The sequence below is a fragment of the Sessilibacter corallicola genome, from assembly GCF_021290925.1.
Lineage (GTDB): Bacteria > Pseudomonadota > Gammaproteobacteria > Pseudomonadales > Cellvibrionaceae > Sessilibacter > Sessilibacter corallicola.
In genome coordinates, this window is the sequence record NZ_JAJSLX010000003.1 from 70,565 (window position 1) to 97,218 (window position 26,654).

25 protein-coding genes are annotated in these 26,654 nt (G+C 42.0%); 10 read left to right on the top strand and 15 right to left on the bottom strand.

Features of this window, described 5'->3' with window-relative positions:
- Window positions 1-144 precede the first annotated feature (144 nt).
- Entirely contained in the window at window positions 145-825 is a 681-nt protein-coding gene (gene yfbR, locus LU361_RS14560) for a 5'-deoxynucleotidase (protein ID WP_233089612.1), read from the top strand.
- Window positions 826-1,010: 185 nt separating this feature from the next.
- On the opposite strand, the gene acnB is transcribed toward yfbR, so the two are convergent.
- The gene (gene acnB, locus LU361_RS14565; protein ID WP_233089613.1) at window positions 1,011-3,635 is read right to left on the bottom strand and encodes a bifunctional aconitate hydratase 2/2-methylisocitrate dehydratase; all 2,625 of its coding nucleotides are present in this window, start codon (window positions 3,633-3,635) and stop codon (window positions 1,011-1,013) included.
- Window positions 3,636-3,937: 302 nt separating this feature from the next.
- Between acnB and LU361_RS14570 the strand changes: the two genes are divergently transcribed.
- Together LU361_RS14570 and miaE are read left to right on the top strand one after the other, a co-directional pair.
- A complete protein-coding gene (locus LU361_RS14570; RefSeq protein ID WP_233089614.1) occupies window positions 3,938-4,393 on the top strand; it encodes a DUF1289 domain-containing protein in 456 nt (151 codons plus the stop codon).
- Between the two features lie 55 nt (window positions 4,394-4,448).
- Entirely contained in the window at window positions 4,449-5,264 is an 816-nt protein-coding gene (gene miaE, locus LU361_RS14575; RefSeq protein WP_233089615.1) for a tRNA isopentenyl-2-thiomethyl-A-37 hydroxylase MiaE, read from the top strand.
- Between the two features lie 158 nt (window positions 5,265-5,422).
- Here miaE and LU361_RS14580 read toward each other — a convergent pair whose 3' ends face one another.
- The 3 genes from LU361_RS14580 to LU361_RS14590 form a co-directional block, all read right to left on the bottom strand.
- A complete protein-coding gene (locus LU361_RS14580; protein WP_233089616.1) occupies window positions 5,423-5,953 on the bottom strand; it encodes an energy transducer TonB in 531 nt (176 codons plus the stop codon).
- Between the two features lie 114 nt (window positions 5,954-6,067).
- The gene (locus tag LU361_RS14585; RefSeq protein ID WP_233089617.1) at window positions 6,068-6,385 is read right to left on the bottom strand and encodes an SUI1 family translation initiation factor; all 318 of its coding nucleotides are present in this window, start codon (window positions 6,383-6,385) and stop codon (window positions 6,068-6,070) included.
- A 150-nt stretch (window positions 6,386-6,535) separates the two neighbouring features.
- Complete coding sequence (locus LU361_RS14590; protein ID WP_233089618.1) at window positions 6,536-6,856, bottom strand: hypothetical protein; 321 nt, start codon at window positions 6,854-6,856, stop codon at window positions 6,536-6,538.
- A gap of 235 nt (window positions 6,857-7,091) precedes the next feature.
- Here LU361_RS14590 and LU361_RS14595 point away from each other — a divergent pair, with 235 nt between their 5' ends.
- Both LU361_RS14595 and LU361_RS14600 read left to right on the top strand, forming a co-directional pair.
- Complete coding sequence (locus LU361_RS14595) at window positions 7,092-7,880, top strand: ion transporter (RefSeq protein WP_233090035.1); 789 nt, start codon at window positions 7,092-7,094, stop codon at window positions 7,878-7,880.
- A gap of 121 nt (window positions 7,881-8,001) precedes the next feature.
- Complete coding sequence (locus LU361_RS14600) at window positions 8,002-8,370, top strand: DUF3192 domain-containing protein (protein WP_233089619.1); 369 nt, start codon at window positions 8,002-8,004, stop codon at window positions 8,368-8,370.
- A 109-nt stretch (window positions 8,371-8,479) separates the two neighbouring features.
- Here the strand turns inward: LU361_RS14600 and LU361_RS14605 are convergent, their stop codons facing one another.
- From LU361_RS14605 to LU361_RS14635, 7 genes are read right to left on the bottom strand one after another with little or no spacing between them, the layout of a single operon-like run.
- Complete coding sequence (locus LU361_RS14605) at window positions 8,480-9,805, bottom strand: DUF58 domain-containing protein (protein ID WP_233089620.1); 1,326 nt, start codon at window positions 9,803-9,805, stop codon at window positions 8,480-8,482.
- Window positions 9,802-10,758: an AAA family ATPase gene (locus LU361_RS14610; RefSeq protein ID WP_233089621.1), complete on the bottom strand. Its 957-nt coding sequence runs from the start codon at window positions 10,756-10,758 to the stop codon at window positions 9,802-9,804. The genes LU361_RS14605 and LU361_RS14610 overlap by 4 nt, the downstream gene beginning before the upstream one ends.
- 15 nt (window positions 10,759-10,773) lie before the next feature.
- Window positions 10,774-11,952 carry a DUF4350 domain-containing protein gene (locus tag LU361_RS14615; RefSeq protein ID WP_233089622.1) on the bottom strand — a complete coding sequence of 393 codons (1,179 nt, stop codon included), beginning with the start codon at window positions 11,950-11,952 and terminating at the stop codon, window positions 10,774-10,776.
- Window positions 11,942-13,525: a DUF4129 domain-containing protein gene (locus LU361_RS20380; RefSeq protein WP_233089623.1), complete on the bottom strand. Its 1,584-nt coding sequence runs from the start codon at window positions 13,523-13,525 to the stop codon at window positions 11,942-11,944. The genes LU361_RS14615 and LU361_RS20380 overlap by 11 nt, the downstream gene beginning before the upstream one ends.
- Window positions 13,512-14,498 (bottom strand): stage II sporulation protein M, encoded by a 987-nt coding sequence (locus tag LU361_RS14625; RefSeq protein ID WP_233089624.1) that lies wholly within the window; start codon window positions 14,496-14,498, stop codon window positions 13,512-13,514. The genes LU361_RS20380 and LU361_RS14625 overlap by 14 nt, the downstream gene beginning before the upstream one ends.
- Window positions 14,495-15,181: an RDD family protein gene (locus LU361_RS14630; protein WP_233089625.1), complete on the bottom strand. Its 687-nt coding sequence runs from the start codon at window positions 15,179-15,181 to the stop codon at window positions 14,495-14,497. Before LU361_RS14630 ends, LU361_RS14625 begins: the two co-directional genes overlap by 4 nt.
- Window positions 15,182-16,030 carry a DUF2189 domain-containing protein gene (locus LU361_RS14635; RefSeq protein WP_233089626.1) on the bottom strand — a complete coding sequence of 283 codons (849 nt, stop codon included), beginning with the start codon at window positions 16,028-16,030 and terminating at the stop codon, window positions 15,182-15,184.
- A 261-nt stretch (window positions 16,031-16,291) separates the two neighbouring features.
- Here LU361_RS14635 and LU361_RS14640 point away from each other — a divergent pair, with 261 nt between their 5' ends.
- Complete coding sequence (locus tag LU361_RS14640; RefSeq protein WP_233089627.1) at window positions 16,292-16,816, top strand: hypothetical protein; 525 nt, start codon at window positions 16,292-16,294, stop codon at window positions 16,814-16,816.
- 47 nt (window positions 16,817-16,863) lie between these two features.
- Here the strand turns inward: LU361_RS14640 and LU361_RS14645 are convergent, their stop codons facing one another.
- Window positions 16,864-17,730: a UDP-2,3-diacylglucosamine diphosphatase gene (locus tag LU361_RS14645; protein WP_233089628.1), complete on the bottom strand. Its 867-nt coding sequence runs from the start codon at window positions 17,728-17,730 to the stop codon at window positions 16,864-16,866.
- A gap of 258 nt (window positions 17,731-17,988) precedes the next feature.
- On the opposite strand from LU361_RS14645, the gene LU361_RS14650 reads away from it, so the two are divergent.
- Window positions 17,989-18,216, top strand: a complete 228-nt coding sequence (locus LU361_RS14650) for a SlyX family protein (RefSeq protein WP_233089629.1) — start codon at window positions 17,989-17,991, stop codon at window positions 18,214-18,216.
- 81 nt (window positions 18,217-18,297) lie between these two features.
- Here LU361_RS14650 and LU361_RS14655 read toward each other — a convergent pair whose 3' ends face one another.
- Window positions 18,298-19,761, bottom strand: a complete 1,464-nt coding sequence (locus tag LU361_RS14655; RefSeq protein WP_434064673.1) for a M48 family metalloprotease — start codon at window positions 19,759-19,761, stop codon at window positions 18,298-18,300.
- 563 nt (window positions 19,762-20,324) lie between these two features.
- Between LU361_RS14655 and LU361_RS14660 the strand changes: the two genes are divergently transcribed.
- The 3 genes from LU361_RS14660 to LU361_RS14670 all read left to right on the top strand — a co-directional run bounded on the left by LU361_RS14660 (window position 20,325) and on the right by LU361_RS14670 (window position 24,920).
- Window positions 20,325-20,573, top strand: coding sequence for a sulfurtransferase TusA family protein (locus LU361_RS14660; protein WP_233089631.1), 249 nt, complete (start codon window positions 20,325-20,327; stop codon window positions 20,571-20,573).
- A 72-nt stretch (window positions 20,574-20,645) separates the two neighbouring features.
- Complete coding sequence (locus tag LU361_RS14665) at window positions 20,646-21,728, top strand: AI-2E family transporter (RefSeq protein WP_233089632.1); 1,083 nt, start codon at window positions 20,646-20,648, stop codon at window positions 21,726-21,728.
- A gap of 267 nt (window positions 21,729-21,995) precedes the next feature.
- Window positions 21,996-24,920, top strand: a complete 2,925-nt coding sequence (locus LU361_RS14670; RefSeq protein WP_233089633.1) for an insulinase family protein — start codon at window positions 21,996-21,998, stop codon at window positions 24,918-24,920.
- A gap of 99 nt (window positions 24,921-25,019) precedes the next feature.
- Here LU361_RS14670 and LU361_RS14675 read toward each other — a convergent pair whose 3' ends face one another.
- On the bottom strand, window positions 25,020-25,544 hold the full coding sequence (locus LU361_RS14675; RefSeq protein ID WP_233089634.1) for a hypothetical protein: 525 nt from the start codon (window positions 25,542-25,544) through the stop codon (window positions 25,020-25,022).
- A gap of 85 nt (window positions 25,545-25,629) precedes the next feature.
- Window positions 25,630-26,244 carry a HupE/UreJ family protein gene (locus LU361_RS14680; protein ID WP_434064674.1) on the bottom strand — a complete coding sequence of 205 codons (615 nt, stop codon included), beginning with the start codon at window positions 26,242-26,244 and terminating at the stop codon, window positions 25,630-25,632.
- Between the last annotated feature and the right edge of the window lie 410 nt (window positions 26,245-26,654).

Sequence of the window (26,654 nt, forward strand, 5' to 3'; positions counted from 1 at the left end):
TTTGAATGAACAAAATTATTGCCGCACTATAGCGTTTGCGCAATCAAATTAATCAAGATTATTTGATACATATTGTTTGGCTGAATTCTTGCTCATAAGAAATCGTAAGCTAATTACGAGAGTTTTTTTGACGGAGGTAACAGTGTGAGTGGTTTTTTTTCAACGATCAGCCGGCTTCGGTGGATACAACGCTGGAGTCTAAAACGGAATACACTCAAAGAGAATGTCATGGAGCACAGCTGGGAAGTTGGTGTAATTGCTCACCTATTAGGCTGTATTAACAATAAATTGTTTAACGGTACGGTTAATCCTGACAGGTTATCTACTTTGGCTTTGTATCATGATTGCGCCGAAGCTATAACCGGTGATTTGCCGACACCTATTAAGTATTACTCTAGCGATATAGAGAAGGCATATAGAGCTATTGAGAAAGACGCGGAAAGTTCTTTGGTATCAATGCTACCGCAAGAGCTGCAGGAATCATTGCGCCCGTTTGTATGCGGTGGCAGTGGTGTTTCTGAAATCGAAAGAAAGCTTTTAAAAGCGGCAGATAATTTATCTGCTTATATAAAGGCAAAAGCAGAGCTTGCAAATGGTAATGCGGAATACATAAAAACGGTTAACGATCTGGAGCATGATATTAAAAATCATGAAATGCCAGAAGTCGGTTACTTTATTTCTATGTTCATCCAAAAACCCGAAAGTGTTGATCTCTCGAAAGAGGATTACAGTATCGGCTACGACAATTTAGATGTTGCTGAGCTGGGTTTAGAATCCAATGGCGTTCACTATCGCGATATTATTCGCAAATTAAGAACGGCATAGTCTTACAAAGTTTAGGGTTTTGTGTTGATTCTGTCTTGATGTTGGATAGAGTAATCTCAACCACAAGAGCAGGGCATTAACGGGTAAGTAAAAACCTAAACTTAACGTTCGAGAATTTTTTGATTGGTACAAAAACAAAAAGGGTGGCTTAAGCCACCCTTTTTTAATCGGCTGAAACTTAGAAGTTAAACTTTAACTTCTTCAATTTGAGTTGCAGCGATTAGTTTGCCTTTTTCAGCATTTTCTTGGAATTCAGCAATCTTATCGAAACTCATGTAACGATAAATTTCATCAGACATAGAATCCAAGTTTTTCGCAAACTCCATGTATTCGGCTGGCGTCGGCAGTTTACCTAAAATAGCGCCCACTGAAGCAAGCTCAGCAGAAGTTAGATAAACGTTTGCGCCGTCACCAAGACGGTTAGGGAAGTTACGAGTAGAAGTCGACAAAACGGTAGAATTAGGTGCTACTCGTGCCTGGTTACCCATACACAGAGAACATCCTGGCATTTCCGTACGTGCTCCGGCGCGGCCGAAGATGTTGTAGTAGCCTTCTTCCATTAGGATGTGTGCATCCATTTTAGTTGGAGGAGAGATCCACATGCGGGTAGACATGCCCCCAGCGTGTTTGTCGAGTAATTTACCGGCAGCGCGGAAATGACCGATATTGGTCATACAAGAACCGATGAACACTTCGTTAACGTCATCGCCAGCAACTTCAGACAGTAATCTTGCGTCGTCTGGGTCATTTGGACAACAAACGATAGGCTCGTTAACTTCTGCCAAATCGATTTCGATGACCGCTGCGTATTCTGCATCGGCGTCGCCTTTCAACTGTGACGGATTCGCCAACCATTCTTCCATCTTACGCGCACGACGCTCAAGTGTACGTGGATCGCCATAACCGTCGGCAATCATTGAGCGAAGTAAGGTGATGTTGGAAGTTAAGTATTCTTTGATTGAATCTTCTTCAAGCTCGATGGTACAACCCGCCGCTGAACGCTCAGCAGAAGCATCGGACAGCTCGAAAGCTTGTTCAACAGTAAGACCTTTAAGGCCTTCAATTTCTAGTACGCGGCCAGAGAAGATGTTTTTCTTGCCTTTCTTCTCAACGGTTAACAAGCCTTGCTTGATGGCGTAGTAAGGGATTGCGTGGACAAGGTCACGAAGCGTGATGCCCGGTTGCATTTCGCCTTTGAATCGAACCAATACAGATTCAGGCATATCCAACGGCATAACTCCGGTGGCAGCGGCGAAGGCAATAAGGCCAGAACCGGCCGGGAACGAAATACCCATTGGGAAACGTGTATGAGAGTCACCACCAGTACCAACGGTGTCTGGAAGCAACATGCGGTTCAACCAAGAGTGGATGATACCGTCGCCTGGGCGAAGTGATACACCGCCGCGAGTCATGATGAAATCAGGAAGCGTGTGCTGAGTGTTGATATCAACAGGCTTAGGATAAGCTGCAGTGTGACAGAAAGACTGCATGGTCAAATCGGCAGAGAAACCGAGACACGCAAGGTCTTTAAGTTCGTCACGAGTCATAGGGCCGGTGGTGTCTTGAGAACCAACGGTGGTCATCTTAGGCTCACAGTAGGTTCCAGGACGGATGCCTTGGCCTTCAGGAAGACCACATGCGCGACCGACCATTTTCTGAGCAAGAGAGAAACCTTTGCCAGAATCAGCAGGTGCTACTGGTACGCGGAAAGTTTCGCTGGCAGGTAAACCCAAAGATTCGCGAGCTTTAGTGGTTAAGCCGCGACCAACGATCAAATTAATTCGGCCGCCCGCTTGTACTTCGTCTAGAATTACATCGGATTTGAAAGTGTATTCACTTAATACTTTGCCGTCTTCTGACAGGATTTTACCGTCATATGGGCGAATTTCGATAACGTCACCCATGTTGATTTCGTCGACAGGGGCTTCGAATACTAGGGCGCCGGCATCTTCCATGGTATTGAAGAAAATTGGCGCGACTTTACCGCCGATACAAACACCGCCACCGCGTTTGTTAGGAACGCCTGGAATGTCATCACCGAAGAACCAAAGTACTGAGTTGGTGGCTGATTTACGAGAAGAACCTGTACCAACAACGTCACCGACGAAGGCAACTGGCAAACCTTTAGACTTAATGTCTTCGATTTGCTTCATTGGGCCGGTTACACCGTGCTCTTCAGGCTCTAGGCCGTCGCGAGTCATTTTGTACGCAGCGCGTGCGTGGACTGGGATATCTGGGCGGCTCCAAGCATCGGGAGCAGGAGAGAGGTCATCTGTGTTAGTCTCACCGGTCACCTTAAACACGACCATTTTCATGCTTTCGGAAACTTTAGCGCGTGAGGTAAACCATTCTGCGTCTGCCCATGATTGCATGACAGATTTTGCAGATTCGTTGCCAGATTTTGCTTTTTCTTCTACATCGTGGAACGCGTCAAACATAAGCAAGGTATGTTTAAGTTGTTCAGCGGCCAAATTACACAGGTCGGCGTCATCTAATAACTCAACAAGAGTAGAGATGTTGTAACCACCTAACATTTGACCGAGTAACTTAACGGCGGCTTCTTTAGATAGGAGTGGGCTGGTAGCTTCACCTTTTACGATGGCGGATAAAAATCCTGCTTTTACATAGGCGGCTTCATCAACACCGGGGGGTACACGATTGGAAATTAAGTCTAGAAGAAAGTCTTCTTCTCCAGCAGGAGGGGCTTTTAACAGCTCGATAAGACCGGCGACTTGCTCGGCATTTAATGGCTTCGGTGGTACACCTTCGGAGGCACGTTCCTCTACGTGTTTACGGTAAGCTTCAAGCACGGTTGATATCCTCTTTTAATGGGGTTACTCCTGACCACAGGATCTCTGCTGACGGAGGCTATCCATGACACACATGGATCGATTGGGGCAGTTGCCTGACAATCGGGCGCGTATTCTACTAGATTTCGAATAATCTGTTAAGAATTTACGTATTTGCTTTAATTCTATTACTAAAATTCGACATAATTATTAAAATTATAATAGAACGTGTTTACGCCCGAAAAAACGGAAATAATATACTTAAGATTTTATAAAATGCACTTGATCATTAGTCTAATACGCATCGTTAAAGAGAGAGTTTAATGGTTTTTCAAAGAGTAAAAACACCGTGTGTTGGAATTTGCTCAACCGGCATTGGCGACCAAGTTTGCCGCGGTTGTAAGCGTTTCAATCATGAGGTGATACAGTGGAACAGTTACTCGAATGAACAACGAAGAATAATTGATACTCGTTTACAGAATTTCTTAGCACAAACGGTGGCAAATAAAATTGAAATAACTGACAGGTCACTGTTGGCGTCACAACTGAAACATCAACAGATTAACTTTGATGTGGATCGCAACCCATATTGTTGGGTTGTGAACCTGTTAAATGCCGGCGCCAGTCAAATAGAAGATATATCGCAATACGGCTTAAAGGTGTTGTCTAAGTACGATCATTTTAACTTGATTGATTTGAAAAAATTGATTGATCAAGATTATTACACGCTATCTTGTGCGCATTACGAGCGATATTTCTTTCCTGTTGAGATTGATTAAATCGGACGCAAACAAAATTAGTACATCCAGTGAATATTGATTAATAGAAAGACCTATGCAAACTTCGGAAGTATCGAGCAGCCAAATTTCCCTGCCCAGAATTAAAACGTTACTAGAACCCATCAACAACTTTTTACCGTGTGAAACTCCGGATGAGTGGATAACTGAGGCCGCCAAACCTGAAAATTTAACCGTATTGTTGGTCGATCACTGTAAATGCGAGTTGAAAGCGGCCCAGACCGGTTTATTGATGATGAGACGCTACGCGCTGTCTGATCAAGGTATTAAGCAAATTGAAGATTGGATCAAACCCTACGAAAACTTTGTTTACTATCAACAAAAATTGAAATTAACGAAATCTAAACAGGAAATTTTTAACATAGATTTGTCTCCCAAAGATGACGACGCTTTAACCCAGTCGATTATTAAAAAAATGGTGGCTCTGGTTAAAGAAGAATTGCAGCACTTTGAACAAGTCTTGGATATTATAAATTCGCGATCGTTAGATTACGTAGAAATTTCAGCGTCACGTTACGCAAAATCGCTGATTAAAAAAGTAAGAACCTACGAGCCGGCGGCAATGATTGATAAGCTTATTATTGGAGCTTACATTGAAGCCCGCTCGTGTGAGCGTTTTGCCAAGTTAGCACCGTTTTTAGATGAAGAATTAAAGACGTTTTATTTGCGTTTGCTGAAATCCGAAGCTAGGCATTACGAAGACTATTTATCGCTTGCAAGAACCGTTGCTGAATCCAACCCCAAGGAAAAAAAGCTCTTTGATAGCAGAGTAAAAGAAATTGGTGAGCTAGAGGCCGAACTTATCTTGTCAGCCGATAATCAATTCCGCTTTCACAGCGGTATGCCAACGTAAATTACGTTGGTTTTTACACGTTAAGAAAGTAGCCAACACCAGTGCTGGTTACGGTGCTGGTGGCTACTGTATCCGTAACACAATAATAAGTAACAGCAATAAGTAACCCAAATAACCTACAAGAGCCACAGTGAATTTTATAGCACGTTAAGGGCGTATTAATGCTCGATTAATTGGTCGTATTTGCGGCTCAGTATGTCGTAAAAATTTTCTCTCAATTGGTTAATTTCGGTTTTTATTTTTGTTATGTCTTCAATGGTAATGTCTTGACGTCCTACATAGGCTTCCTTGCGAAAAATAGCAATTTTAGCCCCGTAGATTCTCAGCGTTTTTTCCATGTTTTTCTCGCCAAGCATTAACAATGTGGCTTCCGAATGGGCGAGCTTATTAAATTCTTGTACCAATTCGGAGTTGATGGTTTTCAGCTCTTCTTTACGAGACACTGGCCACCGTTCTCCATATTTAATCGATTCGGTGATTAACGCCGAGTATTTAGAGAACGCATGGCTCACTGTACCAACGTCGGCGGCAATCTTCTCAAGCAATTCCACCCGCCGCGATAAGCCGGATTGGTCGGTTTGGTGATTCATCCGCCATTGAAACATCCAAATCATTGCTGCTGCTAACAAAGCGCCCAAAGAGACTTTTGCGCTGGTATCAATAAGTTGCCAAAAAATTGTACTTTCCATATTCAACTAAGGCTCGATTCATGATTTCTGTGTTCTTTATGGCAATACAAGTCGATTTTTTGACTGATTTACCACAAAGATGACTTATGAGAGATCGAGCAATAGTTACGCCAATTAACCGCCAGAGAGCTTGACGGAATAACCCTTAGATTCCAGATGAGATTTAATTTTTTCACGATCTTCGGATTGGATTTCGATGACGAAATCTTTCACAGCGCCGCCAACACCGAGTTTTTGTTTTAAGAATTTGGCAATTTCCTTATGGTTATCATCCGGTAAGCCCTTTATAAGGCTAACCCCTTTACCTTTTCTGCCTTTTGTTTCTCGATGTATGCGAACAATTCCGTCACTCGGTGGAGGCGCTTGCTTTGAAGCTTCTTCTTTTACGCGTCCGACTTCGGTGGAATACACCAATTTAGTATTTTTCTTCACTTGGATATCCGTTGTTTTTCTGATCTTCCGACACACCTAAAAATTGCTTTGGTTTTAAGAGCAATCGATTGTTACCTAACGCAAATGTGTGATGCCAGAAATCAGATTTTTATCAGTAACTATTAATATGAATTTAATCAGAAGCGACTTTTAACCAGAAGTAACTTTAATCAGCTTTTGGCTCGACATGCCAAATACGACTAACGCACAGCCAGCCCCAAAGACATACAGTGGGTTTATTCCGTTCACTTCCCACAAATGAAACAGTGGCGCGAGGATTACGGCTACGAATATTCCTGCAGAAACGGCGGTTTCCGCGCCTTCGGGTAGTTGGGTTGACTCTTGGCAGTGAGGGCAGGGGAATGGCTTTCGGTTAATAAAGTCTTTGAATGTGCCAGATTTTTGGAGCAGTTCCCGACTGATAGGAACAGAGCAGTGGGGGCATTTGAGTGTTTTAACTAAGGAAATCACAGGATTTACTCAATAATTGTCATTTATAATGCGCTTATTTTAGTCCGTTCTACGCGAAATCTGAATAATTTAATTCAATCGTCTGATAGGCCATCAGGCGAATCATTCAGTTTTGCTTGAATTATAAGCGTTATTTTGCCAGCAGAGGTTTCAAGTGAGCAAAAATAATACAACAGATAAAAAGGCTGAATCTCGATCAGAATCAGCGCCCGACAGCCTTTTTTCGAAAGATCGACTGTATACGGTTATTTTTGGCACCAATACACCCGCAGGAAAGTTGTTTGATTTGGTGTTGATATGCTCCATTTTTATCAGTGTTGTTATCGTGATCATCGACTCGGTCAGCAGTGCGTCAGCAATCTACGGAACATTGCTTATTGCTCTGGAATGGTTGTTCACCATTTTATTTACGATTGAATACGGTCTAAGAATTTACTGCTCCCCGAACCGATTGGGTTACGCTCGAAGCTTTTACGGAATCATTGATCTGCTGGCCATATTGCCCACATATTTAAGCCTCTTTTTTGGCAGTGGCACTTATTTGATTGTTATTCGATTATTGCGAGTACTGCGAATATTCCGAATCCTAAAACTCATTCGCTATTTGCAAGAAGCCAATTTGTTGTTGCGGGCAATCATTGCATCGCGCAGAAAGGTTATGGTGTTTTTTGCCACGGTATCCGTGTTGGCTGTGATCTTTGGGTCTTTGATGTTTGTGATAGAAGGGCCTGAAAACGGTTTTACCAGTATCCCAATGAGCATTTACTGGACAATTGTCACGATTACCACGGTTGGGTACGGAGATATCACACCACACACCACCGCGGGGCAAGTTTTGGCTTCGTTAGTTATGTTAACGGGATATTCAATCATTGCGGTGCCAACCGGAATTTTAACCGCTGAGATTAACCACGAGATGGTGTTGGATCGGGAGAGAATTGTTTGCAGTAATTGTCATACCTCTGGACATGAACGCAATGCAAAATTCTGTCGAAATTGCGGAGTATCACTAGAAATTACTTAATGTAATGCCGCTATTGGCTTTTCTGATTTTTAAATACATGAGATTCTAAAATTTAAACGCAACCTTTTTTTAAAATCACACGTCTTTAGAAAGAAATAACTTACACTCTAGAGAGGAAGTGATGAAGCCTATTAAATTGTTAGTATTGTCTGCGTGCTTATCAACGGTATTGACCGGTTGTATTTTCGTCAATGGTCATTCTGATCGGCATCACGATAGTAGTTACAGTCACCAAATACGTACCAATAACGAAAAAATCGGCCTATTAGATATTGGCGCAACCCGGCAAGAGGTGATTGATTCTCTTGGTAAGCCCGATATTTCTGAGGCGTCGCAAAAAAGTGACAGTGATTTTTACGTGTTGTATTACCGAACTCAAAAAAAGCATTCCGATAAAGAATCAGTGAAGTCAGTTTCCACTCCACTTGTATTTCAAAATGACCGATTGATTGGTTGGGGACACGAGCTAGTCGAAAAAATCGGACTCTAACGTAATTGCCTTAAGCGTAACTGCTCTAAGTAATTGCTCTAATAAGGTAATCGATATTTGTTGAACGACGTAGACGCTTTTTAAGCGTCTACGTATCTTACGTTATAGGTTATAAAAGATGGCTGCGTTTTAATCGGAAATATTCAGTAACGAGTTGAACGTGAAGCTGATTCGGTAGCGTATCAATAATATGAACGCCTGATGAACGTAATTTGGTTGCTAAGGTTTTCCGGTTTTGTAGATACCGGTGTGTTTCTGAGTAACTCAACGCATCGTCGACAGTATTAATATCGTGGTCCAGTTGTTTTACCAAAGAATGTTCTTTGAGACTGGCAACCAAAACAATGTGATTTTTTGATAAGACTTTTGTCGCCTGAATTAAATCTTCGTAATCCTCTTCTCTAACATTGCTAACAATAACAATGAGCGAGCGTCTGCTATTACGCTTAACGAATTTCTCTGCCAGTTTAAGAAAGTCGGTATTTTCTTTGGTGCTTTCTAGGTCGTACAGTGTATTCAATAATACATTAATCCCCGAAGGGCCTTTTACTGGATTAAGCCATTTTTCCTCACCCGAATAACTGCTAAAACCACACGCATCTCCCTGGCGAATCGCAATATAGGCCGTCAGTAGTATGGCATTCAGCGCGTGATCAAAGTGGCTCAGTTCGTCGTCTTTGTGCCTTAATCTTCGTCCGCAATCCAATAAAAAGTAAACTTCCTGGTTTTGTTCGTCTTGGTATTCTCGCGATATGGGTTTTTGGTAACGCGACGTTGTTTTCCAGTCTATTTGGCGCAGCGAATCACCAACGGTAAATTCACGCAGTTGTTTGAATTCCATTCCATCGCCGCGCTTTTGCGATAAATGCACGCCTAATTGCCGTATTTGCTGCTCAATACCGAGCTTTGAAAGATGCGCTATGGGCGCAAAATTGGGGTAAATTTTTACCTTTGATGTCTTCGGGTGAGAAAATGTGAAATCCCAAAGGCGGTATTTCGATTGTATTCGTGCGACTGCCCCTTTGAGCGTTGCCTCGCCTCGGTTGATTGCTGTTAACGAATAGTCAACGTCAACGGCTTGTTGAGGCTCTAAAATAAGCTTTACTGGCAATCCCGAAAACGTGAGCTTTGGATTGGGTGGCTCTGAAACCAGAAGGCGAATACCTCTAGAAAGTGTATTCGTGATTGTCATCGTGGCTTTAACCGGCGCGCCCAGTGCCAAAGACGTAGGGATGCTTCGTTCGATAATTAAGTCTTTTATTTTGCCAATGGTGAAATAATCAAAAGCCGCCCAAAAGAATAATGTAATACCGCAAACGGCCCAAACTAACGAGAAAATTTCGGTTGCTAGGCCCAGTACTCTAGCCGCCCCTTGAACAAATCCGATCAAGCACCATGCGATAAGAACAATGACAAATTGTTTCGTTGGCCTCATACCCGCGGCGCTTCCACTTGGTTGAAAACCTGCAATAACACTTGATCGTGAGTTAAGCCATTAATTTCCATTTCAGCAGAGATAGAAATTCTGTGTCTAATGACTGGGTATGCGATGGCTTTTACGTCGTCTGGTGTAACAAAATCGTTGCCATTAATGACGGCTTTTGCTTTTGCAGCGCGAAGTAATGCGATGCTGGCTCTTGGGCCTGCGCCGTGTTGGATGGAAGAATTCTCTCGCGTGGCTCTTACCAGTTTAACCGCGTATTCGGTAACTTGATCATCAATGACAATATTAGACGCCATTTTTTGCAGTTCGAGCAGCTCGTCCGGCGTGACTATGGGATCTGATTTAAGAAAAGTATCGTCGCTGAGTGTGCCTGAGGTTACGGTTTTTGACAGCGCAATTTCGTTTTCTAAAGAGGGATATTCGATAAAAACCTTCATTAAAAAGCGATCTAATTGCGCCTCAGGTAGAGGGTAGGTTCCTTCTTGATCAATAGGGTTTTGCGTTGCTAATACCATAAATGGGTGAGGCAGATCTTTTGCGTGGCCCTCAATGGTTACTTGCCTTTCTTGCATTACCTCAAGCAGAGCCGACTGTGTTTTGGCCGGTGCTCGGTTAATTTCATCGGCCAGCAACAAGTTGGTGAATACCGGGCCGCTTCTCATGCGAAATTTATTGGCCTCATTGTCATACATAACATGACCGGTAATGTCGGAAGGCATTAAGTCAGGCGTGAACTGGATGCGTTTAAAATCTCCCGCAAAACAGCCAGATAACGCGCGAACCAGCAGGGTTTTCCCTAATCCAGGAACCCCTTCAATGAGAATGTGACCATTGGCCAATAAAGCGATTAACACTTGGTCGACAACGTTTTCTTGTCCAATAAGTACGGTGTTAAGCGCGTTCTTAATGTTGTTTAGCTTGTCTTTGGCTAAATTTATATCCATGTTTTAACCTAAATACTATAAATTTGAATTAACGGTTTTTAATATTTGAACAGTTTTTATAAAGTCAGATTCTGTCGTTATTTTTGCTTCGAACAACGCTGATTCCACCGCAGAAATTTGCAGAGACATTGTTTTAGCTATGTCTTCACTGATCGTTTGTTGTTGCATGTTGGAGCTTGAAAAACGGAATTTATATTTCTTGAAAATCTCTTCGCGCAAACTCTCAAGCAAAAATTCCGTATGTTTGTATTTCCAATGGAATTGCGCCGAAGCGTTGATGTGTTCATTGAGAGAACGACGAGTATTTATCGTTGTCGCCACGGCAGGTAAAAATCGTTTTGCTCGATAAATTAGCCATATAACCAGTAACAGGGCAATGGAAATAATCAGTTCGTAAGCATTTTTCCAAATCAAAACCGTCAGCGGCACAAAGTCGGTTCCAACTAAAAATTGTATTTCTTTTTGGGAGCCTGTTAACAAATGCAATAGGTAGGCGTTATCGTCATCCGAAATATAGGCGTTTTGCCAGATGCTTACATTCGGTAATACGGTAACCAGCCCGGACTGCACATTGAGTTGCAGGAACTGAATTCCTTCGTTATTTCTTGCCCAATAAAAAGGGACATAACCGTCGTATTCCTCATCACCTTGGTGAAAGAAGTATTCGTGGTATAACGGGGCGTAACTGCCAAAATTAATCACCAGTGTTTCATCAACACCGTCAAAGTTTAGCTTGGTGTAATAACTGTCGATTTCATCGCCTTCGATTAACGGTTGTTCCGATTCACTTTCTTCCACAGATGAGCTACCGACGCCAATTCCTAGCTCTGTCAGTAATTTACTGTCTAAATACTGACTGGAATCTGAGTTAGGTAATGCCAATATAAGATGACCACCCTCGGACACCCACTTTGACAATTTATCTTCCTGTTTAACGGATACGATATTCGAATAATTGGAGATAATTAATACGTCGATTTCCGACAAATTTTCGATGCTGTTGAATCCGTAAGAAATATTAGGGTTTTTGTCATCCAGCGTTAAAAACTTTTCTGCGGCTAAATATCGGTTAGATCGTGCCTCTTTGCTCCAGCCTCGGTCTACCGTTGTTGTATAAGACTCAAAAAGTAAAAAGAACAATCCAATCAGGAGAAAGACTAAACCTGCCAGTATTGCTAGTAATTTATTCGGCATTAGAAAACACTCCAGACCAACGATTACACAAAGTATTGAGTGTTTCTTCTGTTGGTTGAACGTGGCCGTAGGCCAACTGCTGCCATACTGTCGTCATATCTGAGATAAAACCTGTTAAGGAGTTGTCATCTCCTTGAGTAACAACCGCTAAGCATTCGCCTTCGGTATAGCTTTCGTCAAATCTGAAGCCTTTTTCGGTCATTAATTTAGAAAGCGTGGCTCTGTAGAGTAGGCCAATAGCCTGGCGGGTGTTGCCAGCTTTGAACAGAGTTATTACTTCTTCTGGGATGTTCTCTGGCAAGCTCTCTTGTGTAACGTCTAATCCGAATAGTGTGTTGGTTTCTTTGGTGCTGTTGTTGAGTGGTAGCTTTTTTGAGTAGCCGATTAAGTAAGCGATGTTGGTTCGGTATCGGTAAATTAGAATAGAAATAACGATGAGCAAAGCAGAAATTAACAGTGCTTTAATGATAAATGCCACGTTGTTTAAATAACCCGAAACTTCAATATCTCCGGAGCCTGAGTTGGCAAAGTGTTTTTCAAACCAGCGACCGAACGCATTAATCAATTTCTCGAGCCAATTTAAATCGCCGTCATATTCAAAACTTTTTAAACGCCAAGCGCTAATGGTTTCTTCATTGGTGAAGTCTTCGCCCTTGAAAATATCGTTTATTCTACTTTTGGCCTCGTCTTTATTGTTGACTTGATCAAAATCATTGTGAAGGACCTGATGTTCTAGGTCGTTTGATTGGGCATAGACAGGAGTGGGCGAAAAGGTAAGGCCACCCACTAATAGAGCACCAAATACGAGTATTGTAGGAAGCTTTCCCGCTCCGATGTATTTTTCTTTTTCAAGCATGTTTCGAAAACTGATTTCGATATCCCAAGCTTCAAGTTCTATTCTTCTATTGATATAGAGCATAAAGCCTGCGCAAATATAGAAAGGTTCGATGATGGAAACGGTGAGTAAAACTGATGCTATTTGATAATAACTAACATGAATACTGTTTGAGCTGTACCAATTGAATACGTCACCGAAATAATCGATTGGAACTAGTAATGCTAACAAAGCGATTAGTGCGTACTGAAACACAAAGACGCTCAAAAAACACATCATAGTGAGCAAAATAGATTCACTTGTGCCTTGTTGATGCAAGACTCTAAGACGTTTTGCCCGTGTTTTGCCGCTTACTTGTTCCAGCAGCGTGATTGGTAAGTCATAGGAGCGGGTAAAGCTAAATCTTCGCCATAAAAGCGATCCTAGCCAATCAAACTTAAGAATTTTTAACCACTGGTTAAAAACTGTTTTGACTGGCTGAACTTCACCGAATAACGCTCGACTGACAAAAAATAGTGGGGCACGCTCAAATAAGGGTTTCAGCCACCAGATAATCAGCCCAGCCCAAATAGGGTGGTCTGATAACACCAAAAAAATACCGATAGAAAATAAGAAAAACGGCAAAGCGTAAAGAATAAATAGCGACCGGTACCATTGCGTCGCCATTTTAAAACCGACATCCACTGCTTGCCACGGCGTTCTTTTTTTTGGGCTTACCTGAATTTTATTGAGATCCACGGGTTTTCCCTACGAATAAAAAATAAGCGGTAAGAAGAACGGCCATAGACCCACCAAATGTGTATTTGATGGAATTGGGAATAGCAGTACTTGAAGACCAAAATGCTTCGATAAACGCCGCAATTAGCAGCATTACCGCTGCACCATAGACAATAATGATCGCTTCTTTCGAGGCAAGCTTCATGGCATCGATTCTTGATAAATTTCCAGGATCGACCAACGCTAAGCCAATTTTTAAGCCTGCGGCACCAGAAAAGACAATACCGGTTAGTTCGAAGGCGGCGTGTCCGACCACAAAACCGTAAAACGTATCGACAAAGCCAATTTGAGTTAAATAACCGGCAACGGAACCTATGTGTAAGCCGTTAAATAACAATATAAACACGGTTCCAACACCGCCAATTAATCCCAGCGCGAAGGTACGAAAGCCGATGCCAATATTATTAAAAATGTAATAACCAAACATGGTTAAATCGTCGGATGAATCTCGCTCTCGACCCAGTGATTTATTCGACGGGTCATACATGCTCTCATATTCCATGACCGTGAACACGTCAGAAATGCTGTAAATTAATTCTGGGTTAAAGTAGCAAGAGAGAGCAAAGAAAAATAACGGTAAGTAAAAAAGTAAGCTAGATACCAGAACCAATTTGCCGTTTGCACGTACGGCTTGCGGGAAGGTTCTGAAGATAAAGATCAATACTTTATGCTGAGAGTAACGGTTGTTTTGGTACAACAAATGATGAGATTGAAGCACCAATTCATTTAGATGACCGATAAGTTGCGGTGTGTAATTTCGAGACTTAGCAACCGCTAAGTGCTGGCAAAGCTGGCGATAAAGGCTCGGGAATTCTTTTACGGCGGTTTTATTTGAGGCTGCGAAAATATCCAACTGGTCTCCTTTTCTGGAGAGGATGTTTTCAATTTCGAACCAAAGTGATTCGTATTTTTGTTCAAAGGCTTGCTGTTTCAATCTTTACCACCCAAATACCATTTTCCCAATCCATGAAGATGATTCACCGCGTTTTTATTTTGCAGACCGTGAATGGGCTCTAAAATATTGGCTATTTCTTGAGCGCGATCAGACGAAAACTCGCTGTGCCTCTGAGTGAAGTTAACAATAGCGACTTGGTCTTCTAACTCCAACGTTAAGTTTGGCGCGATGGCTTTTACTTTTGGCAGTTGCTCAGAATCTTTGGTCCGATTTTTATAAACAACAATGGTGCCGGCAGATAAATCACCTAAGCGTTTATAGTGGGGATTTAAAATCATGGTAATTAATCCGCCAACATACAACACCGGCAAAAAATCCACAGTACGCAAGAAATTACGAATAATCGATGAGTTCCAGCTGACCGGCGTTAAATCATCGTTGACAACCACCAAACCAACAATGCGTTTTCCCGGTGTTTGGCCGCGATACAATACTTCGAATAATGTTGGGTAAAACCACTCCAGAAGGAAATAGGCAATGAATACAGGGCCAACAGTCCAATTCAAGCTTTGGAAAATTAAATAAAAAACATAAATCACCCCAAACCGGATGCTTATGTCGATAATAAACGCGAGAATTCTCGGTATTGGCCCTGCTAATTCCGCAGTGAGATCAACGCCTTCTGGAGTCTCTACTTTGTATTCGGTATTAATTAGGTACATTTACAATGTTTGATTATTGTTTGCTGTTTGAGAGTCCAGTGTTTGGGAATCCGATGTTTGAGCTTCTGAATTATCAGTGTCTGAGGTTTTAGTACCTAATGTTTCAGTACCTAGACCAAATATATTCCGGTAAGTAATACCAATCGCAATAAAACTCATTGGAATCGTCCAAATTAAACCGATACCAAATGGAAGCATTGCAATCATGTTTAATACAAGAAGCACAAATACGATACCAAACATGGTAAACCATTTGTGTGTGATTGCTTTGCGTGAGGTTTCCATCGCTCTCCAAAAAGACAAGTCTTTTTCAGCCACCAGCGGTGCAGAAAGCGCGTAGGCAATCGCGAGATAGATACCAGGTATGATCAAAAGATAGCTTCCGATATTGATAAAAATTCCTGAGACCAAGATCACGGCAAATAAAGGAAAGGTTTTATGGTATTGGCTAAACAGCATACCGACAGAGATCGGTTGATCCGTTGCCCGATTAATTCCCATCATGATTAGAGCAACGGTCATAGGGGTCGTTGCTATTATCAGTCCAAGGTAAAATACAATGATTAGAACCATAAAAAATCCCGATAAAGTCACATTGGTCATGCCTGCCAAGGTTATAAATATCGGTATCATTGCTATTACTACGGCCAGTACAAATAAAAGCCCATACACAGACAGCGCTAAGTTAAACGTCCACTTAGTCCCTTTGGTTAATCGCCAAGATTCATTAATTACATCAGCTACGGTTAATTGGTAATTGCCTGAAAGCCCTTTTTCGAGAGAGCCATAATCAGAGTGCGTTACGTTTTCTGACAAATCTGATGTTGGAGCTTGGTAGATATTGCTCATAATTTATCCTTAACGATGGTAGGTATATTGACTACTGCTGTAGCAGTACTGAATGTTATGTCTATCCTTACCAGGCTTAGTTAATAGACTCTTATGGTTGTGTTGGCTTTTTTCTGAATATCTCACGTTATTATTGATAGATGAAATAATAAGTTGTTGTTTATTCGAATATTTTTTACACCTTACGAGTTCGTCTAATCACAAAATCTTACAAGTATACTATTTTATATCTATTGACCATGAACTTATGTGTGAATTGATATGGACAGTAAAAGTGAAGTCATTAAGTACGTTGCTCCAACTCTCGCTACGGCGCTAAACGGGCCTTTTTCTGGCGTTGCCAATCAGTATTTGGCGGATAAGCTTACCGATTACGCCGCAGCAAACGATTCGAACATTGACGATTCTCTAACGAAAGCTCTTCAAGCACCAGAAGGCTTACAAAAATTAAAATTAATCGACAAAGAATTCAGCCAAGAAATGAAAAAGCTGAATGTGGATGTGTTTAATTTAACGCCAGAATCAAAATCAGTTGCGAAAGACAAACCCAAGGCCAGCTATAAACCGCAAGTTTGGATTAGCCTTCTGTTTTTAGTGGCTTATTTCGCGATGTTGTCTGCTATTTTTGCAGTTGAAGTCAGCGATACGCTAAATATGAAGAAAGGTGATAATTCACTGATGGGTGAATTGCAGATACTGTTTGGCGTGTTAACCGCCGGGGTGGGGCAGGTGTTGAGTTATTGGTTTGGCGGTGCTCTCAAGAATTCGAGACAAGAAGCACCGTAAAACTGCGTAACTATTGCTTTCACTTGTATGGTTTTAACTTGTTTGGCTTAGCTTGCGTCTCGCAGTGCGGTTTCGCCGTCTTCGATAGTTAAGCTATCTTCTGTTCGAGACGCGAGTTTTAGTGCTTTTTTCTCGGCTTTTCGGCGCTCTTGGGTCTGTTTCCAGTCAATAATCGAAAAATTCCCATCAAAATCTTCCACTAATGCCGTGCAGGATTCTACCCAGTCGCCGGTATTGTAGTAGCACACGTTGTTAATGGTTTTAAGCGCGCTGTGGTGAATGTGGCCGCAGATAATGCCGTCGTAGTTATTCTTTTCAGCGTAATGAGACGCTGCATCTTCGTAATCGCCAATGTAGGTTTGGGCGCGTTTAATATGGCTTTTTAGATATCCTGCAAGCGACCAGTAGCCGTAACCGTATTTAGCGCGTACTCGGTTGTACAAGCGATTTAAAAACATTAAAAAGTCGTAACCCCAGTCACCAATCCATTTTAGAATTCGATGAGCGCGCGTAACACCGTCAAACTGATCACCGTGCATAACCACGAACTCTTTCTTATCGGCAGAGACGTGGGTCATTTTATTGATGAGGTGAATGTTGTCGAAGCGGTTGTTGGCGAATTTTCTTAAAAATTCATCGTGGTTGCCGGTGATGTAATAAATCTTAACGCCGCGCTTAGACATCTTTAAAATCTTACGAATAATTCGCGTGTAAGATTTTTTCCAATGAACCTTCTTGCGCATTCTCCAGCCGTCAATGAAATCCCCGACGATGTATAATGAATCGCATCGATGTACTTTTAAGAATTGATTGAGTAGGTCGGCTTTGCAATCTTTAGTGCCTAAGTGAACATCTGATATAAAAATGGAACGGTAATTATTAACGGCTTCCAACGCAGAATCACTCATCGACATTTGACACTTCTTATTGCTGTGAGAATAAAAAAACGATAATAATCAAATACCTAGAGTGGAGATAAAACGGTATTTTCATTACTATTCGGCGAATATTGCGCCTGCAATGTGTCATTTGCGTGGCAGTATTTTGACGGAATGATTAATTCTTATACGAAATCGATAGTCGCAGTTATGTTAATAATGTGCTGCTATTCATTAAACTTATTTCAAATACGTTGTTAATAGTAAGAGCGTGTTTAATCCGAGGGGAATCCGTTGGCTAACCAGACCAGTGATATTGAAGACTTGCAGTCGAGATTGGCGTTTCAAGAAGATACGATTGCGAGCTTAGATAAAATCGTTGCCACGCAAGATCGAGCAATTAGCGATTTAACTAAGCAAATCACTCATTTGAATGAGCAAATTAAAGAGCTAAGAGAAGCGGTTCGATCGTCGCAATCTGGTGGGTTTAATTTGGTTGATGAACGGCCACCGCATTATTGATTGGCCACCGCGTTATTGGTTAATAGGTACGAATCTTTAGTGTTCGCGCTCGCAATGAAATCGAGCGCGTTAGGTAAAAGTTTAAAGTTTTTCGTTTCTCATTCGTTCCAGATCTTTTAAGCGTTGATCAAGAATTGCTTTTTGATAGTCAGATTTAGCAATTTTCTTTGCATTCTTAAGCTGAGTTCGGGCTTTGTCGTAGATGCCGTTGAGCATAAAGTATTCGGCTCGGGCCTGATGCAATCCCAAAATATTACCCGCCAATCCTCGCACTTCGGCTAAAAGGTACCAAATATAGTCGTCTTTAGGGCGGCGAGTACTGTGTTTGGTGAGCACCACTTCGGCTTGTGAATATCGACCACCGTCCATCAGTATTTCAGCCAAAGCTGTATTCAGCGGATGATTCTTAGGGCGAGTGCGTAATTCTGATTCTAAACGTCGCTGGGCGCTGTCGAATTCACCTTGTTTGGCTTCAAGCTTCGCCATGGCAATGATGTAGGCGTTTTCGTCGGGCTCATTTTCTAGCAGATACTGAATTTGATCGTAGGCTCGATCGAATTGCCCGGATTCCGTTAAAGCCAAAGCAAGTCCGTAGCGACTGGCGTTTTCCGACGGTGTATCGCCTTCGAGTTCGTAAGCAAATGTTTTGGCGGCAATGTTCGCGTTTTCGGCGTGCAGCAGCCGTGAACGCGCTTGCATTAAATAGAATCGATCGTTGTTCACGTACTGCTTTTCAGGGTGTTTTTGCGCGCGATTGCGAGCGTCTGCAACTCGGCTTTCGGTGATTGGGTGAGTCAACAAAAATTCCGGCGGGCGAGAGGTATAGCGCAGCTCACGCAGCATTCGCTCGAACATTTCTGCGCCTGCGGCCGGGTTACGGCCAGAGGCAACCATGGTTTGCAAGCCAATCCGATCGGCTTCCTGCTCATTTTGACGACTGAAACGTAAACGAGAATCTAAAGCCGCCGCTTGCGTTGCTGTTAGGGCCGCGATGCCCGCGTCGCCACCGGCAGTGGCAGCAAGAATCAAACTGGCGAGCAGACCAGCCATGGTTGGAATGGTGGAATTGCTTTGTTTTTCAAGGGAGCGAGCAAAATGGCGTTGGCTCAAGTGAGCAAGTTCGTGGGCAAGTACAGAAGCCATTTGGTTTTCATTTCCGGCGTACAAGAACAAGCCGGTATTTACACCAACAACGCCGCCAGGTACGGCAAACGCGTTAATTGTTGGGTTGGGAACAACGACTAAATCTAAACTTTGATCTTTAAGTTGGCTGTATTTTGCCAAATCTTGAATTAAGGTTTCTAAGTACTCATACATTAACGGGTCAGACGATGTACGCACTTGGCTGCGATAAGAGCGAAGCCACGCTTGACCGAGTTTCTTTTCTCTTGCTGGAGAAATAATCGACGACGCACCGTCACCTAAATCGGGTAACTGAATTTCTGCTGAGGAAGAAGAAATGGTATAGGGGAGAGGCAAGCTCAGGAGCATTGCAAGTAGGGTGCGTTGAGCAATTTTTCTAGAAGTTTTCGTCACGGGCGTCATTCTATGTCGTTGAATCTGGTCCAAATAGCTGAGAAAGCAATTCACTCAAAATGATTTAGGCAATATTTGCGTCTAATTTTAGAGCAGCTATTTCATAGGTATTTGATTCTATGGATATTCTGACCAACTGGGTAATAGGAGTTCATCACTTTTGCTGAAAATCTTTATTTTTACAATATCGGTTACCCTGAACCATGCCTTGTAAACTTGTGCTCAAATAACCTTATTATCAAGGTTAGTCATTTAGTTGTCATATAATTCGGTTTAAAATTTTATTTTAACTTATTGAAAATAAAGACATATTTATAACATTTTGCAGTCTGATGTAAATTCTCATCCATATAGAAAATACGTTAACTGCAATCAAAAGCGTCTGGTGAGGCAAATGTTGATTATTCGTTTGCCAAAACCATTCGAATTGATTATTAAATATTCATCTTGCAATTGTTAGTACGAAAACTGTTCGATTGAGGCGTGGCGAGATTGATTTTCCACTCCAAGAACCATTTAGCGTAAGTTTGTACTTCTTTTATAGCAGTGACTTTTATTAGAATGGCCGACTTATGAATAACACAATAAAAAATGTAGTGGCCGACCAAGTGGTAGACGCAACGGGCCTCGCTTGCCCACTGCCGTTGCTGAAACTCAAACTGGCATTAAAAAGTTTGAATTCTGACCAAGTTGTGAAGCTAATAGCTACAGATGCAGGCTCAAAGACTGATGTTCCAAGCTTCTGTGAGCTTTCAGATAATGAACTCATACAGTTTGTTGAATCAGACAACATTTACTATTTTTGGGTGAAACACGGTTGATCGGTGGTAACCAAAATTTCGACATTGTTCGCTTTAAAAAGTCTTCAAGCGAAACATTAATTTGGAAAACTTATGCTTAACATCTTTGGTTCTTGGATAAACCGTTACTTTTCCGACGAAGAAGCTGTACTACTGTTAGTCTTCTTAATCTCAGCTTTTGCTATCTTGATTACAATGGGCTCAACTTTAGCGCCCATGTTTGCAAGTGTCATCATCGCCTTTTTGTTGCAAGGTTTAGTGGCTAAATTACGTTCGGTGGGCATGCCACACACCGCGGCAGTGACGATTACCTTTATTGTTCTGGTTGGGTTTATTGTTATTGCGTTGTTGTTTGTATTACCGCTGATATGGGATCAGTCGCGGGCGCTCTTTGCTGAACTCCCTGGCATGTTTGCCGAAGCGCAAAAGCTCCTTTTGCTGTTGCCTGAGCAATATCCCAATTTGATCGACCAGCAGCAAGTTCAAGAAATCATCGAGTTGGCGCGCAGTCGCATTGGTGCGTTTGGTCAAGAGTTACTGACGTTTTCCCTCGCCAATGTGCCGGTTTTGATCGCGGCGTTGGTGTATCTCATTTTAGTTCCCATTTTAGTGTTCTTCTTCCTCAAAGACAGTGGCCAAATTTTGTCGTGGCTGTCTTCGTTTTTACCTCACAAACGCCCGGTCATGCGTAAAATTTGGGCTGAAATGAATCAGCAAATCGCCAATTACGTTCGCGGTAAAGTGATTGAAATCTTTATTGTTGGCGCCGTGACTTACGTTTGTTTTGCCTTATTAGGTGTTAACTACGCGTTGCTGCTTGGAATTGCGGTTGGGTTTTCAGTGGTTGTTCCCTACATTGGCGCCGCCGTTGTGACCATTCCTGTCGCTGTAATCGGCTTTTTCCAATGGGGGTGGAGCAGCGAATTTTATTATTTGATGGCCGCTTATGCCGTCATTCAAGCGTTAGACGGAAATGTACTGGTGCCGCTGTTGTTTTCTGAAGCGGTCAATCTGCATCCAATTGCCATCATTCTTGCGGTATTAGTTTTTGGTGGCCTTTGGGGATTCTGGGGTGTTTTCTTCGCCATTCCATTAGCCACCTTATTCAAAGCTGTAGTGAGTGCTTGGCCGTTAGCGCACAAAGAGATGGAATCCGAAGGCGAGTTGGAAAATTGATTGTTCACGGCTGACATGAACCAACAGTGAAATGCTCAGTCAGAACACGTAATGAATACTCCAACTTATCAGAAATAATGATACTGGATTCATTTGCTGTCGTAATTAACTCCGAGTCGTTAGAAATTATGTGAAGAAATTGGAATGAAATACTTTCAATTTCTATGATTTCATTAGCGTTAGCCGTCGCTAAATCAAACTCAAACAAGTAACACTCAATAAAGACAGCATTTATTTCGATCAATCAGCTATTACATGAGGCAGTCAATGGATAAAGACGTTAAAAACTGTACATTAATGAAGCCGAGTTTCAGCCGGTTTGTGTTGAGGTTTCACAGAATTCAACGTCCTGTTCCCGCTCGTAGCACACGTCTGACGACATTCGTTCAATCTCCGTTACGCTACTTGCTGCTTGTGTGTTGCACACTGTTCGCCTTAAACGTTAATGCTGTTGAAGTTCTCAAAGGCGATATCGACGATCGTGAATACAAGTATTTCGAACTCGATAATGGTTTAAAAGCCCTCGTTATTCATGACGCTACCACTGATAAAGCAGCGGCAGCGTTAGATGTGTACGTCGGTAGTGCCGATAATCCTGATGACCGCCGAGGTTTGGCGCATTTCTTAGAACACATGCTGTTTTTAGGCACTGAAAAATACCCGCAAGCGGATGAGTACCAGCAATTTATCAGTCAAAATGGGGGCTCGCACAACGCGTACACCTCATCAGAACACACGAATTACTTCTTTGAAGTGAAAGCTTCCGCGCTCGAACCGGCATTGGATCGATTTGCTCAGTTTTTTATCGCGCCTTTATTTACTCCCGAATACGTCGATCGTGAACGTAAAGCTGTTCATTCTGAATACAGCTCAAAAATTAAAGACGACTTTCGTAAATCGTTTGACGCCTATCGAGAAGTCGTTAATCCAGAACATCCTGCGTCTCAGTTTAGTGTGGGCAGCTTAGAAACCTTGGCGGATCGCGAAGGTGACCTGGTTCGCGACGACTTAGTGGAGTTCTACAAAAAATACTATTCTTCTGACCAAATGGTCTTGGTGGTTTTGGGCAAAGAGCCCATCGACAAATTACAGGCAATGGTGTTGGAACGTTTTAAACAAGTTCCAAGAAACAACAAGCCAGTTGAAAGAAAATCAATTCCTATGTTTACCCCAGGCAGCTTGCCGCTGCAAGTGTCGACATTGCCTGAGGCGGAAGGCCATCGTTTGAGTTTAAGTTTCCCGGTACCACCAACGCAGGAACACTTTCGTAAAAAGCCGTTGCGATTTATTGGCAATTTAGTGGGTCACGAAGGGGAAGGTTCCCTCATCGATGTATTAAAACAGCAAGGCTGGGTTGAAAGCTTAAGCGCTGGTGAAGGCTTTTCTGATCGTTTCAATGGCAGCTTCCAGATCAGCATGCAATTGACAGACGAAGGGTTAAAAAACAAAGATCAAATCGTTGCCTTGGCGTTTGCAGAAATTAAACAAATTAAAAAATCAGGTTTGAAAAAGTGGCGTTACAAAGAGCAGGGTGAAATTGCTGATATTGGTTTCAGATTTTTAGAGAAGCAATCGCCTTCCGGTACGGTTAGTTTTATCGCCGGCCGGTTGCAAGATACTCCGCCAGAATACGCCTTAAGAGCGGGCACTCTGTTTGAGAAATTCGATAAAAAACTGATTAAAGATTATTTGTCTTATTTAACGCCAGAAAACTTGTTTTTACACCTATCTTCCAAAACCGTTGAAACCGACAAGGTCAGTTTTTACTACCAAACTCACTATTCCGTGGAATCGCTCAGTGGTAAGTCGTGGCCGCTGGACAAAAAGCTCGCGAAGCAATTAAAACTTCCTGCTAAAAATCAATTTGTACCAGAAAATTTACGTTTAATTGCTCAAAACTCTTCAAGTGCTAAGCCAGAATTGATCGAGCAAAAGAACATTGATTTGTGGTTTAAAAATGACATCGATTTTAGAGTGCCGCGTGGCGTTACTTACGTTCGCTTTTTACTGCCCCAGGTTTCAAAGGACGTAAAAAACTCTGTGATGTTGGATCTTCTTGCGGCAATGGTTGAAGAAAGTTTGCAAACATTTTCTTATCCTGCGTCGCTCGCCGGGTTGTATTACGGCATTAACAACAACAGTCGCGGTTTCGATATTCGCATTTCAGGCTACAGTGACAAGCAATTGGTTTTACTGTCTGAAATTACCGAAGAATTGAACGATTACAGTTCGTACTCAAATCAGTTTGATGCTGTAAAAAATCGCTTAGTTCGCGAATGGTCAAATGTAGAAAAACAAACCCCATACCTTCAGATTTTTGCCGATATTTCTTCCGCCTTGTTTTCTCCAAAGTGGGAGGTGAAAGATAAGCTGGCTGCATTAAAAGAAATCACATCCGATGACTTAAACCAATTCAGCAAAGTTTTATTCGACAACGGTAAAGCTGAAATTTTTGTTCACGGAAACTTTAACGAAGGTTCAGCAAAAGACATTGCCGAGCTGGTTAATACTGAACTGTTGGCTAAGCAATCGGGCAGTGATTTGGCTTTAGCACCGGCAAAAGTGGTTAAGTTAAGCGACAAAGAACGCTGGAAGTGGATTTCTGTGCAGCATCCAGATAACGCTTTGGTGGGATATTTACAGGGAAAAAGCGATACCCTTGAAGATCAAGCCAAAATGATGTTATTGGAACAAACCATGGATTCTGGTTTTTATAATCGCTTAAGAACCGAACAGCAGCTAGGGTACATTGTTGCGGTAACGTCCCTGAATTTAAAAGAAACCCCCTCCGTGGCTTTTGTGGTGCAATCGCCCAATACTTCTGTAATGGATATCCGAACGGCAATGTTCGATTATTTCTCGACATTTGATCCATCTGAGAACCTTGATCAGAACAAACAGGCACTTATTGCTCGTTTGTTAGAAGCACCGAAAAATTTATTCGAGCGATCTGACGTGTATTGGTCGAACATTGGTCACGACAACGTTGATTTTGATCGACAAGAACAGTTGGCCAAGCTAGTTGAGTCAATTTCGTCAGAAGACTTTTCTGCGTTCGCAAAAAGCATGTTAGAAGAGGGTAATTGGCTTTGGTATGCAGCAGCGGAAGAGACTGAAATGCCAGAAGGTATAAAGCCAATCAAAAACGTTCAGCAGTTTAAACAGGCTTCTGAATCATACGTATACCCATAACACAAAAGAGCACAAGGATGTGCTCTTAAAAGTTTCTTCATTTTTAGAGTGAGCTTTTTCGTCAGAATTATTGAGGTAAGTAGTTATCGAGCTGAGTAATTATTGAGGCAAATTACTGTATTCACCTTCAATAACGAGTTGAACAAGCTGGGCTTGATTGCCCGTATTTTTCCAGTACCAGCCGTGTGTGCCGTCAAACGGCGCAATAAAACTTCCCTTCATATCGCTTGCTATTGACACAGCGTAGCTCAGAAAATAACCCGTCGTATCGCCTTCTGGTTCGCCATGTAAATCAAAATACAACGCTTCTCCGGGTGTTACCCATTGATACGTTAACTGCTGGTGTTTCTGCATAACCACTTTGAATTCAATGCCGCCATTGGCGGGAATAATAATTTCTTTAACATCTTTTCCAGTTGTGGTTTTTACCGATGGCTTTGCCGACGCAGCGGTTTGATTTGTTGTGGAAAGTTGAGTTAAACCCAATTTCTTTCCGATACCGGTGGCATCGATATTATATTTGGCCGGCAGTACAAAAACGGTTAAAACAACAACAGCAGCAACAAGGGCAAAAAGGGTAGACCGAATCAGTGTTGGTTGTGGAATGGATTCTTGAGTTGTCATTTTAATTTACCAAATACCCCGTTAATTGAAATCCCATTAAAGTAAATCCACAGCACATAAGAAAAGTATTTACAGAAACGGTCAGTTATGAAAAAAGTGGCAAGCGGCGAAGGTAATTCAAAAATAATACGATGAACATAAGAGCCAAAAATTGCCCCAATTCCACACCTATATTGAACGCAATCAAGTTCGCCAATAATCCGTTTGGATCTAATTGGAATTCTTGCAGCTTGGTAGCAAGGCCAAGTCCGTGAAACAGACCAAAGACCAAAACAGCGGTTTTTGGGTTGGGCCGCCAATGGAATACTGTTTCGAATCCCCCCAAATTATCGAACGCTTTATAAACAACCGAAAGGCCGATAATCGCATCAATTAAATAAGCATTGATTGCTACATGAGAAAGAACACCCAGTAATAGGGTAGTGCTGTGGCCTATTGTGAACATGGTCACGTACAACAAAATGTCTTTGCTTTTATAAAGAAAGAACATCACACCAAACAAAAACAGCAGATGGTCGTATCCAGTCACCATATGTTTTGCACCAATGTATAAAAATGGTCCAAAATGAATTCCAGTGTTGTTTTCTAGAAAGCTTCTGGTGGCGTCATCGACTCCATGAGCTAAGCTCGTTAAGGGAAACACGAGCGCGCACAATAAAAAAATGATAATTGCGCAAGACTTTGATTGAAGATGATTCATGGCTTTACACATTCTGTGTTTTGAAGAGGCAAATCTGCCGTTCTCATCGTTTTTGATGAGCGATTTGCGACGAAGCTTTGGAGCAGACCTTATCGTTTTGTGCTTGTCTGCGAAATCAGTAATAAGGCTGAAAAATGCGGCTTGGAAGCCAATTTGTAGTAAAACTACAGAAAAGAGTGGTTTTTGTAGTTATTTGTAAACCAATTTTTATCGTGATTTGAAATTTGGTTTGAGGAACTGTTGGAAAAAGTGTTTGTAGTAAACTTACAACTAATTGATTTAGATTTGATCAACAATAAATATAACAGCTGTACTACGTACGTTTTGGGTCTTTAACAGTAAATTTATCGATGAAAAGCTGCAATTTCTTACGCTAAAGTCGTTCTGGGAGCTTAAAAACCAGGGCTTAG

Excerpts from the sequence above, each read along its gene's own strand:
- LU361_RS14570 (WP_233089614.1), top strand. The coding sequence starts at position 3,938 with ATGGTTTTTCAAAGAGTAAAAACACCGTGTGTTGGAATTTGCTCAACC.
- miaE (WP_233089615.1), top strand. The coding sequence starts at position 4,449 with ATGCAAACTTCGGAAGTATCGAGCAGCCAAATTTCCCTGCCCAGAATT.
- LU361_RS14580 (WP_233089616.1), bottom strand. The coding sequence starts at position 5,953 with ATGGAAAGTACAATTTTTTGGCAACTTATTGATACCAGCGCAAAAGTC.
- LU361_RS14600 (WP_233089619.1), top strand. The coding sequence starts at position 8,002 with ATGAAGCCTATTAAATTGTTAGTATTGTCTGCGTGCTTATCAACGGTA.
- LU361_RS14605 (WP_233089620.1), bottom strand. The coding sequence starts at position 9,805 with ATGAGGCCAACGAAACAATTTGTCATTGTTCTTATCGCATGGTGCTTG.
- LU361_RS14610 (WP_233089621.1), bottom strand. The coding sequence starts at position 10,758 with ATGGATATAAATTTAGCCAAAGACAAGCTAAACAACATTAAGAACGCG.
- LU361_RS14615 (WP_233089622.1), bottom strand. The coding sequence starts at position 11,952 with ATGCCGAATAAATTACTAGCAATACTGGCAGGTTTAGTCTTTCTCCTG.
- LU361_RS14630 (WP_233089625.1), bottom strand. The coding sequence starts at position 15,181 with ATGTACCTAATTAATACCGAATACAAAGTAGAGACTCCAGAAGGCGTT.
- LU361_RS14635 (WP_233089626.1), bottom strand. The coding sequence starts at position 16,030 with ATGAGCAATATCTACCAAGCTCCAACATCAGATTTGTCAGAAAACGTA.
- LU361_RS14640 (WP_233089627.1), top strand. The coding sequence starts at position 16,292 with ATGGACAGTAAAAGTGAAGTCATTAAGTACGTTGCTCCAACTCTCGCT.
- LU361_RS14645 (WP_233089628.1), bottom strand. The coding sequence starts at position 17,730 with ATGTCGATGAGTGATTCTGCGTTGGAAGCCGTTAATAATTACCGTTCC.
- LU361_RS14655 (WP_434064673.1), bottom strand. The coding sequence starts at position 19,761 with ATGACGCCCGTGACGAAAACTTCTAGAAAAATTGCTCAACGCACCCTA.
- LU361_RS14660 (WP_233089631.1), top strand. The coding sequence starts at position 20,325 with ATGAATAACACAATAAAAAATGTAGTGGCCGACCAAGTGGTAGACGCA.
- LU361_RS14665 (WP_233089632.1), top strand. The coding sequence starts at position 20,646 with ATGCTTAACATCTTTGGTTCTTGGATAAACCGTTACTTTTCCGACGAA.
- LU361_RS14670 (WP_233089633.1), top strand. The coding sequence starts at position 21,996 with ATGGATAAAGACGTTAAAAACTGTACATTAATGAAGCCGAGTTTCAGC.
- LU361_RS14675 (WP_233089634.1), bottom strand. The coding sequence starts at position 25,544 with ATGACAACTCAAGAATCCATTCCACAACCAACACTGATTCGGTCTACC.
- LU361_RS14680 (WP_434064674.1), bottom strand. The coding sequence starts at position 26,244 with ATGAATCATCTTCAATCAAAGTCTTGCGCAATTATCATTTTTTTATTG.